We start from the raw sequence: 13114 nt of genomic DNA on the forward strand, positions 1-13114 counted from the left end.
GAGGTCAGTCGAACCTGACTGTCGATTGCAGTTCGTCCCGAGCTTCCAGCAGGGCGTTGAGGTGCGTGATCCGAAACGTGTCCATGCTCATGCGTTCGGCACGCACCGAAAGGCTGATCGCAGCGCAGGTCGCGTCGGCAGGGCGTGAGATCGGCACCGCGATCGAGCGAACGCCGAGCTCGAGTTCCTCGTTGCATTCCGCCCACCCGTTGGTGCGACAGTGGTCTACTTGTGCCATGGCGGCCGCCAGGTTCTGCACGGTGTTGGGCGTGTAGGCATGCCAATCGGCGGCGCCCAGGCGGCTTGCCACTTCGTGCGCCGGCATCATCGACAGCACGGCCCGACCCAATGACGAACAAAAAATCGGCAACCTGGAGCCGATGCCCAGGCCGGCGGACAGCGTTCGCCGGCCGGTGGATCGGGCAATCACCAGCATTTCCTGATCGAGCAGCACCCCCAGCGAGGCCGACTGCCGGGTGCGATCGGCCAGCGTGTCGAGCACGGGCTGCGCCAGTTGTGGCGCCGGCCTGGACAAAAGGTAGGGCCGGGCAAGCAGCAAGGTTCGAGGTGCGACCCAGAACCACTTGCCGTCGCTGCGAAGGTAGTCCAGCTCTTGCAGCGTCAGCAACAAGCGGCGGGTGGCAGCAGGTGTGTAGCCCGTGAGGCGCGCAACCTCCGACAGGTTGAGCCTGGGATGCTTGCGCTCGAAGCACAGCAGCACCTTCAGGCCCTTCTCGAGCGAGGCCACGAAGTCGCGAGGGTGCGAACGCTGCTCGGCAGTCATGGTCGGATTATTTGCGCATTGCGCATAACCGAGTTGTGTGCTCGGCAGGCCCTGACCAGAATTCGAGGCTGCTTTGAGACCCGTCTGCATGCGAGCCAGGCCCGGTGCAGTTCGCGGCCTCACGAGCGCACATCCGCAACACACGCGAGACCATACCAATGATTCAGAGACGACAACTCCTGGGGCTTGCTTCGCTGATGGCCACGCCATTGGGCGCACATGCCAACGACTATCCCAGCCAGCCCATCAGCCTGGTCACGCCACTGGCGGCCGGCGACGCGGCGGACCGCGCCGCGCGGCTCATGAGTCAGGAGCTGTCGCGCCTGCTGAATGCCACCATCACGGTGGTGAACCGACCGGGCGCGGGAGGATCTCTGGGCACCCAGTCCGTCATTCGTGCGCCCAAGGACGGCTACACCTTGCTGTACGCCCAGAACAGCCCGATGACCATTCGGCGCGTCATCGAACCCGAGGCAGCAAACTACGACCCCTTGAAGGATCTGGTGCCGCTCGCTCTCACGACGCGCAGCCCTTCGGTGCTGGTGGTGCACAGAGACGCCCCGTTCAAGACCTTGAAGGACATGGTCGAGCAATCCACCAAGGCGCCGAATAGCGTGCGTGTTGGCAATGCCGGCCCGGGCTCTGTGGGCGACGTGAGCGTCCAACTGGTCAATTCGGCCACTGGCGCATCGCTGACATCGGTCAACTACCGGGGCGCTGCGCCTGCCGTCACCGATCTGCTCGGCGGGCATATCGAGGGCGTGATCCTCGCGCTGGGTGCATTGGGCACCCAGATTCGCAGCGGCAATCTGCGCGCATTGGCCATCTCTTCGCCCTTTCCCGAGTTCCCCAACATTCCGACGCTGCGCCAGCTCGGCTACAAGGCCGACATCCTGGGTGTGTGGTTCGGTTTCTTCATGCCGGCCGGTGTGCCCAGGAACGTGGTGGACACAATCGTTCCTGCCCTGGAAGAGGTCACACGCAATGCTGGCATTTCGGCCCAGTTGCTGCCGGCCGGCATCGTGCAGGAATGGGGTTCGGGTCGCGCCCTGTCAGACGAGATTGCCAACGAATTCCAGGCGGTGAGTGCGCTGCTGCGCCCTGCTGCCAAGACCTCCAATTGAAGGACGTTCTGAAATGACTCGACAACTTCATGTGGCCATCGTCGGCGGTGGCATGGGCGGCCTTGCGGCCGCCGCGTCGCTGCGCCATCGCGGCATTCGAGTCTCAGTGTACGAACAGTCGGCCGAACTGCGCGAGGTGGGCGCAGGCATCTTTATCTACCCGAACAGCTTGCGGCAGATGGAGAGAATGGGCCTGGGCGAGGCGCTTGCTCGCGTCGGTGCCAAGGTCGGTTCCGGCTCGGAGTATTACCGTATGGACGGCTCGGTCGTCGGCAAGATTCTTACCACCGATTCGTCGGGCTGGAATGGCATGTACGGCATGCACCGGGCCGACATTCTCAAGACCCTGGCCGACTCGCTGCCTGCCAGCGTGATTCACACGGGCCACAAGTGTGTTGACTTCGCTCAGCACGAGTCCGGCGCACGCGTCAGCTTCGAAAACGGGCATGTGGCCCATGCCGATGTGGTGATTGCCGCCGACGGTATCAACTCGGTGCTGCAGAAGTACGTGGTGGGACCTTCTGCGCCTGAGTACGCCGGCTTTCGTGCCTACCGCGGCCTTGTCGCCGCAGACAAAGTGCCCGAATGGCGGCGCGAGGCGCATCAGGTCTGGATGGGCGACGGCAAGCACTTCATGGTGTTTCCCGTGCGCAGCGGCGAACTGCTGAACTATGTCGGCTTCGTGCCCACCGCAAACCAGACCATCGAATCGTGGTCGGCGGTGGGAGACCGCGATGAGCTGGCCGCATCGTTTGCGGGTTGGGATCCGCGCGTGACCTGTCTGCTGGACAAGGTCGAGTCCTGCTTCTGGTGGGGCCTGTTCGATCGCCGACCGCTGGGCAAATGGGTCAACGGGCGTCTGGCGTTGCTGGGCGATGCGGCCCACCCCATGCTGCCGCATCTTGGGCAGGGCGCCAACCAGGCGATCGAGGATGGAACGGCCCTGGCCGTCATCCTGCAGGCATGCGAGCGAGGCTTGTCGGTGCAAGACGCGCTGACGCGCTATGAGGCCTTGCGCCGGCCGCGGACGTCCATGGTGCAGTCCGAGGCGCGCAAGAACGGTATGCGCTACGACTCCCAGTACGCAGACCTGGCACAGCGCGACAAGGAGATCGCCAACTCAGCACAACTGCGCCGCTCTCTCTACGACTACGACATCGAGAAGGAAACGCTGCAGTTCCTCAATCTCGACGGCGTCGCGGCGTAGCGTCGGTCTGCGAATGCGCGCTGCGGATTCAGGCAGGCGCCAGACGCGCCACGCCATTTGACAGCACCAACACCGACCGCTGTGGCACGAGGGCCTGGAAGTGCAATTGCGCGCCGTCGAGCCACACCTCCAGTCGCAGGGTTTCGCCGGGAAACACCGGCCTGGAAAAGCGCGCCCGCATGGCGGTCAGCCGTTCGGGGGCGTCGGGGCAGAACAGCCGCACAAGGCCCCACGCGGCGATGCCGAAGGTGCAGCGCCCATGCAGGATCGGTCGCTCAAAGCCCGCCCGTCGGGCGGTGCCGGGGTCTGCATGGAGGGGGTTCTGGTCGCCGCTGAGCCGGTAGAGCAGGGCCGCCTGCGCCAGCGTGGGCATGTCCAGCGCGGCATGGGGCAGGCCGCTTAGGGGCGCATTGCCAGGCGTGCGCTTGGCGGATGTCGATGCCTGATGCTTCATGGTAGCCCAGGCAGCGTGAGCACCACGTCGCAGACACAACCCGGTTCAGGATCAGCGTGTCGTGAGAACTATTGAGGAGTGATCCGACGTGGTGGAGTGGGGCCAGCATCACGGCCTGCGACTCCCAGCCCATGTCGGCCGGTCTGCCGCCCACGCGCTCGGCCAAGTAGTAACGCGTGTAGCTCTGGCTGCGTTTGACGTCGAGGAGGTGCTTGACCAAGCGAATGCGCAGGCCTGCTTCCTCAAAGGTCTCGACCAGCGCGGTCGCCTGGGCTGTCTTGCCCTCAATGGTGCCTTTGGGGAAGGTGGCCTGGTAGCCCCCGTACGCGTTGCTCGGCACCAAGAGCCAGATCCGCCCATCCGCCTCGCAGATCACCGCGCCAGCGGCCGGCTTGTAGCCGCCGGGCACGATGAAATCCGGCTCTTCGATCTGGTGCTGCCTCGCCAGTACTTCCCAACCAGCCTCGGTGGTTGGCGCATCCAGCCATCGTGTAATGGGGATGCCATTGACCTCGTCGGGCATGGCTCCATCAGGAACCACGCAGGCAGTGGCGTTCGGGTCGGACCAGGCCGCCAAGTCTGATGGGCAGCTCGGCTTCAGGATGAGGACCGGCTTACCTCGGTCATCGAGCCGCGGATGGAGCACTGATTTGCCTGGCTTCAGCATGTCTCGACCTTTGCGCGCACTTCGCCTACTGTCGCTGAAGCCCGTACAGAACGTCCCAGACGTCGTGGTACAGGTGCGCGCGATCCGCTCCCTGGCACTTCTTCACCTCGTCCTTGAAGTTGGCGTAGTCCAAGTCCTTGATCAGGCGGGTCATGGCCGCGGCGACGGCCGCTTGGGGCGCCACAGCCCGATACCGGTAGTCGTTGACCTTGCTCTCCTGAATAGATCCCAGCTCGGGCAGGTACTGCGCTTTGAGAGCTTCAAGGTCTGAGCGCACGCGCGCGCGAACCGTGAGCGTCTTGTTCTTGATATCCGTGGGCTTGCGCACCACGCTGAAGAATCCCACCGGTGTGATCAGCCACATCTTCTTCCACCTTCCATGTCTTGGGGCGGGCCGGGCGGGCGTTCAATGGATCGAGCTGACTCCTCAGCCGGCTGCTCCGAACAACATCTTGCCTTCCCACCCGCTCAGGCCCTTGGCCTTGAATTTCTCGAAGTAGGCATGGTCGATGGTGTATGCCTGCTTATCCACCATCGATAACCCGGGGGACACCCCCAGCCCCTTCGTCTTGAGCAACTCGATCAGTCGGGAAATGTCCACAAGCTGGATCGGTACCTGCCCGGGGCGGCGGGCCTCCTCTTCGGCCTTGATGGTGAAAGTCGAGGTGGTGAAGAAGATCCCGTGCTGGAACCCATGGTCCAGTGCCCCTCTAAACTCCCGAACTTCAGCAGGCTGCACCTTGTTCCCCGGGGCGTACTTCTTGCACTGCCAGGCGACCCGGAATGACACCAGTGCCAAGGAGTCCACGGCGAACGTCGCCGTGCCGTCTATGCCGCCATCGCCTGCTTTCCCCGTCACAGTGATGGCCTCGGCGTCATTGGCCGTCATGATGGCCGCGCACAGCCGCTCGAAGCCGATGTCAGAGAGCGAGAGCAGCACGTTGCGCAACGCCAGGTCACCAAGCGCCACCCCCGGCAGCTCGTCCTGAGTCGGTTCCTGCAGCTGCGCCGGACTTGCCGAGGCCCAGGAACCCTTCCCGCAGACGGACAGGGCGGTTGCATTGTCCAGCGGCATATCCCATCCAGCTGCAGTGAGCTGCCAGTAGCCGCGGCCGGAGATGTCCATGGGTTCGAGCTTGCCTGCGTTGACCAGGTGCAGTCGGGCAAAGCGCATGTCGTTCTGGTACTTGGGCTCGCCCGAGACCTCGGTCTCGTCAATCTCCTCCCCCTTGGCGCTCATCTCATCCACGATGGTGCTGCGCACCACGCTGGTTTTTCCCTTGCCGCCGAGCTCGCGCAGGACGGCCACGATTTTGGGCACGTAGAGGGCGGCCCCTGTCAGAGCGGGTGCGTTGGCGGAGGAGGTCATCTGGTGATGAAGATTGGCGCTATCAGCCAATTCTAGATGGCACTTGGCGCCAGGCGCTTTGTGCAATCGCCGCGAACTTTCAAGAATCCGCGGCCATGCAGATTGGCAAAGTCATCCGAGCGCTACGCAACGAAAGGGGAGTCAGCCTGGAATCCTTGGCGTTCGATGCGGGGACGGATGCGAGCAACCTCTCCCGGGTGGAGCGGGGACTGCAGCAACCTACGGAAGACGGCCTGAAGGCCATCGCCAAGGCCTTGGGGACCAGTCTGGCGGCCATGTACGCCATGGCGGAAGGAAAGACGCTATCTGGCCCCAAGGACGCCTCGCTGGTGTTGCCGGAGGACATGGCCCGTGAAGCCATGCAGATGCGCAAGTACTTCAGGGCGCTGACTCCTGAATACCAGCACCTGGCGCTCGAGCTGGTCAAGACGCTGGTGAAAGCCCAGGGCAAAGCTCCGTAGAGCTGACGAGGGCAGGTCGGCCGACCAGCTTGGGGCAAGCCACCTCGCCTCCATCGTGACCTTGCCATCCTTTGAGTTCTCCGGGGGCAGGCGACCTGCCCCCTTCGGTCAAAACGTATGGCGCACGCCGAGCTGGAGGCCGTGCAAGTCCTGTCCCAGGGCCGGCACGCGGGTGCCCATGTCCTGACTGGAGGGGAACATGGCGATGCGCGAGGCGCCGCTGTTGTTCAGCAGGGCAGCCGAGGTATAGACCATGGTGCGCTTGGACAGGTTGTGCGCGTAGCCCACGGCGAGCAGGGAAGCGTCACCGGTGGCGCGCTCGTTCTGGATCCAGGAGGCGCGGAACTCGCCCACGCCTACGGGCACCGTCAGACCCAGCAGGTAGCCTTTGGCCGAGGCCAGGCCATCCACGCGGTTGTGCTGCAGGTAGCCGAACAGCTTGAATCCGTCGAAGCGGTAGGTGGCGCCCAGGCCGGTGGTCTGGCTGTGCACGAAACCCGCGCCCGGCGCGCCGATGGTGCTGGTGGCGACCTCGATGCGGTCCATCGCCAGGCCAAGGTACAGGCGGTCGGCGGCGTATTCGGCGCTGGCGGCGATGTTCTTGTTCGCCGTGCCTTCGCGCATCTGGGCCAGCGCGCGCAGGCTCAGGCCGCCGAACAGCGTGGGTGAGAGGTATTGCACCGAATTGGGCAGCATGGGGGTGTAGCCGCGCACCGCATGGCCTTGCAGCATCGACAGTTGCGCGCCGGTTTGCGCGCGGGCGAAGGGGTCGCTCTTGCCGGTGACGAAGATGAAGGGGTTCCACTGCGAGCCGAGCTGGATCGCCCCCAGCGCGTTGTCGCGCAGGCCCACGTAGGACTCGCGGTTGAAGTAGGTCGTGGGGTTGGTCTGCATGCCCGTATCGGCCTGGAAGCCGCTTTCGAGCTTGAAGTAGGCCGACAGGCCACCGCCGAGCTGTTCGGTGCCGCGCAGGCCGAACAGCGAGGTGTCGCTGCTCAGGGTCTGGCGCGTGCCGGACTCGCCCTGGTATTTGATGGCGTTGACGCTCAGGTCGATGCGGCCGTACAGCTCGACGCCTGACGTCTGGGCCGCCGCGGCCAGGGGCAGCAGCGCGAAGGGAATGGCGCGCAGTGGGGTGAACCTCATGTTGGTGTGTCTCCGATGGGTGGGTGTCGTGGGATGGGTGGATCGAGGTGTGCCCGCGCCTGGCGCGGCGGCGGCCTCACGCCGGTACGTTCACCACATGCGCCTGCATGTAGTGCTTGAGGCCCTGGGCGGCGTATTCGCTGCCCAGGCCCGATTGCTTGGCGCCCCCGAACGGGATCTGCGCGTCGAGCCAGAGGTGCTGGTTGACGCCGGCCGTGCCGACCTCGAGTCGCGCGGCGACGCCGGCCGCGGCCCGGACATCGCGGCCCCAGACCGAGCCCGTGAGTCCGTAGGCGCTGGCGTTGGCGCGCCGCACGGCCTCGTCCACATCCTGGAAGCTCAGGACCGGCAGCACGGGGCCGAAGGGTTCCTCGGCCACGAGGCGGCTGTCGTCCGCGATGTCGCTCACCACGGTGGGCGCGATGAAGTAGCCCTCGCGCTCCAGCGCGTGTCCGCCCGAATGGAAGCGCGCGCCGCGCTCGCGCGCGTCGTCGAGGATGCCCATCACGATGCGGTGCTGCGCGGCGTTCTGCACGGGGCCAAGCACCACGCCGGGTTCGAAGCCGCCGCCGACGGCCACCGCCCTGGCCTGCCGGGCCAGGGCCTCGCACACGGCACCGTGCAGGCTGGCGTGCACGTACAGGCGCTTGATCGCCATGCAGATCTGCCCGCTGTTGGCGAAGGCGGCCTGGAACAGGGCCTGCGCGATGGCCTCGGGGTCGGCGTCCGCCAGCACGATGGCGGCATCGTTGCCACCGAGCTCCAGCGTCAGGCGCTTGAGCGTGCCGGCGCTGCTGGCCATGACCTTCCTGCCGGTGGCCGCCGAGCCGGTGAAGCTGATCTTCTGGACGTCCGGGTGCTCGGCGAGCGCGCGGCCCAGTTCGTTGCCGCCGGACACCATGTTGAGCGTGCCAGCGGGCAGCAGGGCCTGCGCCCGCTGCGCGAAGCGCAAGGCGCTCAGCGGCGTGTAGGGCGAGGGCTTGACCACGATGGTGTTGCCCGTGAGCAGCGCGTGCACGATCTTCGGCACGCACAGCACCAGCGGCATGTTCCAGGGCGTGATCGCACCCACCACGCCGAGCGGGCGGTGGTGCAGCTCGACGCGGCCCTGCGGATCCTCACGCAAGGTTTCCACCGGCACGTCGAGCGCGACCAGGCGCTGCAGCTGCGAGGCCGCGCGGGCCACCTCGTCGCGGGCGCGCGGCAGCGGCTTGCCCTGCTCCAACGTGATGAGCCAGGCCAGCGGCTCCAGGTCCTGGGTCAGCAGGTCCGCCAGGGCCAGCAGCCGCTGGCGGCGCTCGGCCCAGGGCCGGGCGGCCCAAGCCGACTGCGCCCGCCGCGCGGCGGCCACGGCCTCGTCGAGCTGGGCCAGCGAGGCTTCGGGGGCCGTCGCGAACGGCCTGGCGGTGGCCGGGTCGATGACCTCGAAGCGGCTGTCGCCTTCACGCGCCTGGCCGTCGATCGACAGCATCGCGGGGGTGTCGTCCAGGCGCAGGGCGCGCAAGGCCTCGGCACGCATCGGATGGTGCTCCATGGATGTCCTTTCGTGGGGCTTGCGCCCCGGGGTTCGTTCGGGTCGGCGCCGGCTACTCGCCGATGACGTTGAGCAGGGCCTGGCGGCCCTCGACCTGCACCGCGTGCAGGGCCCGCTGGAGCGCGGGGATGAGGTCTTCACGCCGCGTCACGCGCTCGCCGTACCCGCCCGAGGCCTCGGCGTAGCGCTCGAAGTCGGGCACGGGCTTGAGCGACGAGAGCGGCTCCGGCGCCCTTGCCTGCGCCTGCCGGGCCGCGTGGCCCTGCGGGTACATGCCGGTGGCCGCCTTCTGCACGCCTTCCCAGCCTTCGTTGTTGAAGACCACCGTGAGCACGGGCAGGCCGTGCAGGGCGGCCGCGTGGTGGCAGGCCGCGGGGTTGGCGAACAGGTAGGCGCCGTCGCCGACCACGCAGATCACGGTGCGGCCAGGGGCCGCCTGCCGGGCGCCCAGCGCGGCGGGCAGGCCCCAGCCCAGCCCGCCCGAGGACGGCAACTGGAAGAAGCCACCGGCCTCCTCGAATCCCATCTGCTCGCGCATGGCCGAGTACTCGTTGACCACGATCGCGTCGCGCGGGCGCACGGCCTCCAGGCAGCGCGAAAGGAACAGCTTGCTGATGGCGCCGCCGCGCGCGTCGTCGCGCTGCGCGCGGGCCGCGATCTCGCCACGCACCGCCGCAGCGAGCGCCTGCGCGCGCTGGCGGCGCCGCTCGGCCTGCTGGTGCGCGCCGACGGCTTCGAGCGCGGGACCCAGCGCGGCCAGCAGCGCGCTGGCGTTGCTGGTGATGCACAGGTCGGCCGGGAAGTTGCGCATCGGGTAGCGCTCGAACAGCGGGTCACTGCCCGCGAGGGCGACGAAGGCGCCGGCTTGGGGCGACGTGACGGCGGGAATCCAGGGCACGTCGGTTTCCAGGAACAGCAGCGCGTCGGCGTGCGGCAGCACCGCGCCCATGTCGTAGCCCAGGTGCAGCGGATGCGAGGACGGGAAGCTCACGTAGCGGGGCCGGTTCTCGGCCACGCCGATGCCGAAGCGGTCCGCCAGTTCGGTGAGCTGCGCCACGGTCCGCGGGTCCGCGCCGCTGCTGGTGCAGACGATGACCGGGCAGTCGGCCGCGGCCAGCGCCCGCGCCAGCGCCAGCACCGTCTCGGGGTCGGGGTGCGCGGCCGAGGCCACCGGCGCCTGCGCACCGACCTGGCAGGCGGCGTGCGGCTGCGCCAGCACCTCGCGCGGCAGCGTGAGGTAGACCGGCCCGCGTGGTTCGGTGCCCGCCACGCCGAGCGCGCGGTCCACCACCTCGGCCACGTGGTGGCCATCGCGCAACTCGTAGTCCCACTTCACCAGCTCACGCACCATTGCGCCCTGGTCGAACATCTCCTGCGCCCAATGCACCTCGTGCGTGCGCGAGCCGGTGCGGCCCTGCTCGAACCACGGGGTGCGGCCCGCGGCCAGCAGCAGCGGCACCTGCGCGCGGATCGCGTTGAACAGTCCGCACACCGCGTTGGCCGTGCCCACGCTCACGTGCAGCATCACCGCCTGCGGGCGGCGCGCCACCATGTAGAAGCCGTGCGCCATGCCGATGGCGAGGTTCTCGTGCGCGATGAGCACCGGCTTGGGCAGCACGAGGCCAGCCTCGGCGGCCCGCGCATAGGCCTCGATCACGGGCGCGGTGTCGGTGCCCGCGCCCACGTAGAAATGGTCGACGCCGCGGTCCTTCAGCAGCACGAGGAAGGCCTCGGCCACGGATTCGGTGAGCACGGTTCTGGCGGCGTCCGCCGGCAATGCCTGGTTCATGTCGAGCCCCTGGTGTGCCGGGTTCAGTCCAGCGTGATCTTCGCGGTGTCGATCACCTTCTTCCAGCGGGCCGACTCCTCGCGCAGCATCGTCCCCGTGGCCTCGGGCGTGCTGCCCACCGGATCGGCACCGAGCGTCTCGAACTGCTTCACCACGTCGGGCATCTTCACGATGGCCGCGACCTCCCTGGCCAGGGTCTGGGCGATCGCCGGCGGCGTGCCTTCGGGCGCGGCCAGCGTGACCCAGGTGCCCGATTCGAAATTCGGCACGCCGGCCTCGTGCATGGTCGGCACGTCGGGGATGGAGCCCACGCGTGTCTTGGTGGCCGACGCGAGGATGCGCACGCGCTTGCTCTGGTGGTACGGCAGCGTGGTGGTCACGTTGTCGAACATCAGGTCCACGGTGCCGGCCATGAGGTCGGTCAGCGCCGGCGCCGAGCCCCGGTAGGGCACGTGGACCATCTTGATGCCCAGGCGGTTCTCGAAGTACAGGGCGGTCAGGTGCGAGGTGCTGCCGCTGCCCTGCGAGGCGAAGCTGAGCTTGCCCGGGTTGGCCTTGGCGTAGTCGATCAACTCCTGCAAGGTGCGCGCCTTCACCGACGGGCCCACCACGATCACGTTGGGCATGTTGGCGATGGTGGTGATCGGCACGAACTTGCGCGCGTCGTAGTTGATGCTCTTGTAGAGGTTGAAGTTGATGGCGAGCGGCCCGGGCGGGCTGGCGAACAGGGTGTAGCCGTCGGGCGCTGCGCGGGCCACGTGCGAGCCGCCGATGTTGCCGCCCGCGCCGGGCTTGTTGTCCACGATCACGGGCTGCTGGAACTTCACGCGCAGCTTGTCGGCCACGATGCGCGCGATGGAGTCCGTGGTGCCCGCCGCCGGGAAGGGCACGACGATGGTGACGAGCTTGTTCGGGTAGGTCTCCTGGGCGGCGCCCGGCAGGGCGAAGGACAGCAGCGCGGCGGCGCACAGGGCGATGCGGGTGAGGGGGCGGTTCATGGGGTTGTCTCCGGTGTTGTCGGGGGTCGGTGGGATCGGATGGGGGGAGGCCGTCGGGACGGTCTCCGCGAAAAAGATGCGTTTACATGGCCACGTCCTGCGACGGCGCGAAGGCGTCGCAATAGAAGCGGGCCGGGTCGAGGCCGTGCTGCGCGAAGGTGTCGCGCGCCGCCGCCACCATGCCCGGCGAGCCGCAGGCGTAGACCTCGTGGCCGGACAGGTCGGGCAGGTCCTGCACCACCGCCTCGTGCACGCGGCCGGTGCGTCCGCTCCAGCCGCCCTCGGCGGCGGCGGCCGCGGAGACCACGGGCACGTAGCGCGCCTTGCCCGCATCGGCCCAGCGTTGGGCCAGCGCGTGGCGGTACAGCAGCTCGGGCGTTCGGGCGCCCACGTACAGGTGCAGGCGCCGCTGCGTGCCCTTCTTCAGCAGTTCCTCCAGGATGGACTGCACCGGCGCGAAGCCCGTGCCGCCCGCGAGGAACACGATCGGGGCCTCGCCCTCGCGCAAGTAGAAGTCGCCCAGGGGCAGGCGCACACGCACGGTGTCACCTGGCTGCAACTGGTGGAAGACCTGCTCGGCGAAGCACCCGCCTTCGAGGTAGCGGATGTGCAGTTCCACGCCATCGCTCTGCTGCGGCGGGTTGGCCATGGAGAAGCTGCGCTCCTGTCCGTCGTCGAGCAGCACGCGCAGGTACTGCCCGGCACGGAAACGGGCGCGCACGCCGGCCGGAAAACGCAGCTTGAGCACGGCCACTTCGGCGGCGGGGCGCTCGATGCGCAGCACCTTGGCGGCGATCAGCTTCTCGCTCGCCAGGTCGCGCCGGTGCACCTCGCGCGGGGCGATGCGCAGGTCGGAGCACGGCCGCACGCGGCACAACTTCACCCGCGAGGCGGGGCCCTCCAGTTCCGGCCCCAGGTCCTGGCGACCCGGCGTCACGAAACGGCCGCTGAGCACATCGCCTTCGCAGTTGCCGCACACCCCCGCGCGGCACGACGCGGGCAGCGCCCAGCCAGCGCGCTCGGCGGCCGCGAGCACCGACTCGTGCGCGGCGCACTCGAAGTCCAGGGCCTCGTCGGCGGTGGTGATGCGGTACACGGCGGCGCTCACAGGGGAATGGCCAGCAGGGTGTCGAAGACGGAGCTGTCGCAGACCACCACGCGGCGGGCGATCTTCAGCTCACCCTCGCCCTCGATGCGCAGTTCGTCGTGGTAGCAGCCGGTGACGAACACCTGGCTGGTGCCGTTGCGCATCACGCGGTAGACCGCGAAGGGCGTGCGCGTGCGCACGGTCTGGCCTTCGGCGGCCACCTGGGCGGGCATGGACACGATGTGGCGGTAGCTGTGCCGCTCGTAGATGTTGGCCTCGCGCAGGCCCGAGACGCGGTCCTTCAGCATGCCCTGCGAGTCCGCGAAGATGAGGCCGGCGTCCCAGCCGCGCGCGTGGTTTTCCTGCGTGGTGATGCTGTAGAAGCAGTCGGGGGTGAAGAAGTCCGGCCAGGACTCGAGCCGGTCGGCGTCGATGCAGTCGGCGTAGGCGGCGTTGAGCAGGCTCACGGCCATGTGGAGTTCGAAGCGGTTCAT

Annotated in this window: 13 protein-coding genes and 1 pseudogene; 3 read left to right on the forward strand and 11 right to left on the reverse strand. The window is 67.8% G+C overall.

All coding sequences use genetic code 11. The features are described from left to right. Positions 1-4 precede the first annotated feature (4 nt). Entirely contained in the window at positions 5-784 is a 780-nt protein-coding gene (locus SOM08_RS05180) for an IclR family transcriptional regulator domain-containing protein (RefSeq protein ID WP_322470168.1), read from the reverse strand. Between the two features lie 158 nt (positions 785-942). Here SOM08_RS05180 and SOM08_RS05185 point away from each other — a divergent pair, with 158 nt between their 5' ends. Then, a complete protein-coding gene (locus SOM08_RS05185) occupies positions 943-1908 on the forward strand; it encodes a tripartite tricarboxylate transporter substrate binding protein (protein WP_322470169.1) in 966 nt (321 codons plus the stop codon). Positions 1909-1921: 13 nt separating this feature from the next. Further along, on the forward strand, positions 1922-3115 hold the full coding sequence (locus SOM08_RS05190) for an FAD-dependent monooxygenase (protein ID WP_322470170.1): 1194 nt from the start codon (positions 1922-1924) through the stop codon (positions 3113-3115). Positions 3116-3143: 28 nt separating this feature from the next. Here SOM08_RS05190 and SOM08_RS05195 read toward each other — a convergent pair whose 3' ends face one another. The 4 genes and pseudogenes from SOM08_RS05195 to SOM08_RS05210 all read right to left on the reverse strand — a co-directional run bounded on the left by SOM08_RS05195 (position 3144) and on the right by SOM08_RS05210 (position 5605). Then, positions 3144-3569, reverse strand: a complete 426-nt coding sequence (locus SOM08_RS05195; protein ID WP_322470171.1) for a MaoC family dehydratase — start codon at positions 3567-3569, stop codon at positions 3144-3146. A gap of 205 nt (positions 3570-3774) precedes the next feature. Continuing rightward, positions 3775-4236: pseudogene (locus tag SOM08_RS05200) on the reverse strand (NUDIX hydrolase); the annotation flags it as partial. 25 nt (positions 4237-4261) lie between these two features. Beyond that, positions 4262-4600, reverse strand: a complete 339-nt coding sequence (locus SOM08_RS05205; protein WP_322470172.1) for a hypothetical protein — start codon at positions 4598-4600, stop codon at positions 4262-4264. Between the two features lie 63 nt (positions 4601-4663). Further along, positions 4664-5605, reverse strand: a complete 942-nt coding sequence (locus tag SOM08_RS05210; RefSeq protein ID WP_322470173.1) for a restriction endonuclease — start codon at positions 5603-5605, stop codon at positions 4664-4666. A 95-nt stretch (positions 5606-5700) separates the two neighbouring features. Between SOM08_RS05210 and SOM08_RS05215 the strand changes: the two genes are divergently transcribed. After that, entirely contained in the window at positions 5701-6066 is a 366-nt protein-coding gene (locus SOM08_RS05215; protein ID WP_322470174.1) for a helix-turn-helix transcriptional regulator, read from the forward strand. A gap of 108 nt (positions 6067-6174) precedes the next feature. Here the strand turns inward: SOM08_RS05215 and SOM08_RS05220 are convergent, their stop codons facing one another. The 6 genes from SOM08_RS05220 to SOM08_RS05245 all read right to left on the reverse strand — a co-directional run bounded on the left by SOM08_RS05220 (position 6175) and on the right by SOM08_RS05245 (position 13114). Continuing rightward, on the reverse strand, positions 6175-7212 hold the full coding sequence (locus tag SOM08_RS05220; RefSeq protein ID WP_322470175.1) for a porin: 1038 nt from the start codon (positions 7210-7212) through the stop codon (positions 6175-6177). A gap of 76 nt (positions 7213-7288) precedes the next feature. After that, on the reverse strand, positions 7289-8746 hold the full coding sequence (locus tag SOM08_RS05225) for an aldehyde dehydrogenase family protein (RefSeq protein WP_322470176.1): 1458 nt from the start codon (positions 8744-8746) through the stop codon (positions 7289-7291). Positions 8747-8798: 52 nt separating this feature from the next. Next, positions 8799-10535, reverse strand: coding sequence for a thiamine pyrophosphate-requiring protein (locus SOM08_RS05230; RefSeq protein WP_322470177.1), 1737 nt, complete (start codon positions 10533-10535; stop codon positions 8799-8801). Between the two features lie 23 nt (positions 10536-10558). Further along, entirely contained in the window at positions 10559-11533 is a 975-nt protein-coding gene (locus SOM08_RS05235; protein ID WP_322470178.1) for a tripartite tricarboxylate transporter substrate binding protein, read from the reverse strand. 82 nt (positions 11534-11615) lie between these two features. Beyond that, the gene (locus tag SOM08_RS05240) at positions 11616-12641 is read right to left on the reverse strand and encodes a 2Fe-2S iron-sulfur cluster-binding protein (RefSeq protein ID WP_322470179.1); all 1026 of its coding nucleotides are present in this window, start codon (positions 12639-12641) and stop codon (positions 11616-11618) included. Next, entirely contained in the window at positions 12638-13114 is a 477-nt protein-coding gene (locus SOM08_RS05245; RefSeq protein WP_322470180.1) for an aromatic-ring-hydroxylating dioxygenase subunit beta, read from the reverse strand. Before SOM08_RS05245 ends, SOM08_RS05240 begins: the two co-directional genes overlap by 4 nt.

The sequence above is a fragment of the Hydrogenophaga sp. SNF1 genome, assembly GCF_034421675.1.
GTDB lineage: Bacteria > Pseudomonadota > Gammaproteobacteria > Burkholderiales > Burkholderiaceae_C > Hydrogenophaga > Hydrogenophaga borbori.

Coding starts and splice junctions, on each gene's coding strand:
- SOM08_RS05235 (WP_322470178.1), bottom strand. CDS start 11,533: ATGAACCGCCCCCTCACCCGCATCGCCCTGTGCGCCGCCGCGCTGCTG.
- SOM08_RS05195 (WP_322470171.1), bottom strand. CDS start 3,569: ATGAAGCATCAGGCATCGACATCCGCCAAGCGCACGCCTGGCAATGCG.
- SOM08_RS05180 (WP_322470168.1), bottom strand. CDS start 784: ATGACTGCCGAGCAGCGTTCGCACCCTCGCGACTTCGTGGCCTCGCTC.
- SOM08_RS05190 (WP_322470170.1), top strand. CDS start 1,922: ATGACTCGACAACTTCATGTGGCCATCGTCGGCGGTGGCATGGGCGGC.
- SOM08_RS05205 (WP_322470172.1), bottom strand. CDS start 4,600: ATGTGGCTGATCACACCGGTGGGATTCTTCAGCGTGGTGCGCAAGCCC.
- SOM08_RS05225 (WP_322470176.1), bottom strand. CDS start 8,746: ATGGAGCACCATCCGATGCGTGCCGAGGCCTTGCGCGCCCTGCGCCTG.
- SOM08_RS05245 (WP_322470180.1), bottom strand. CDS start 13,114: ATGAACCGCTTCGAACTCCACATGGCCGTGAGCCTGCTCAACGCCGCC.
- SOM08_RS05210 (WP_322470173.1), bottom strand. CDS start 5,605: ATGACCTCCTCCGCCAACGCACCCGCTCTGACAGGGGCCGCCCTCTAC.
- SOM08_RS05185 (WP_322470169.1), top strand. CDS start 943: ATGATTCAGAGACGACAACTCCTGGGGCTTGCTTCGCTGATGGCCACG.
- SOM08_RS05215 (WP_322470174.1), top strand. CDS start 5,701: ATGCAGATTGGCAAAGTCATCCGAGCGCTACGCAACGAAAGGGGAGTC.
- SOM08_RS05230 (WP_322470177.1), bottom strand. CDS start 10,535: ATGAACCAGGCATTGCCGGCGGACGCCGCCAGAACCGTGCTCACCGAA.
- SOM08_RS05220 (WP_322470175.1), bottom strand. CDS start 7,212: ATGAGGTTCACCCCACTGCGCGCCATTCCCTTCGCGCTGCTGCCCCTG.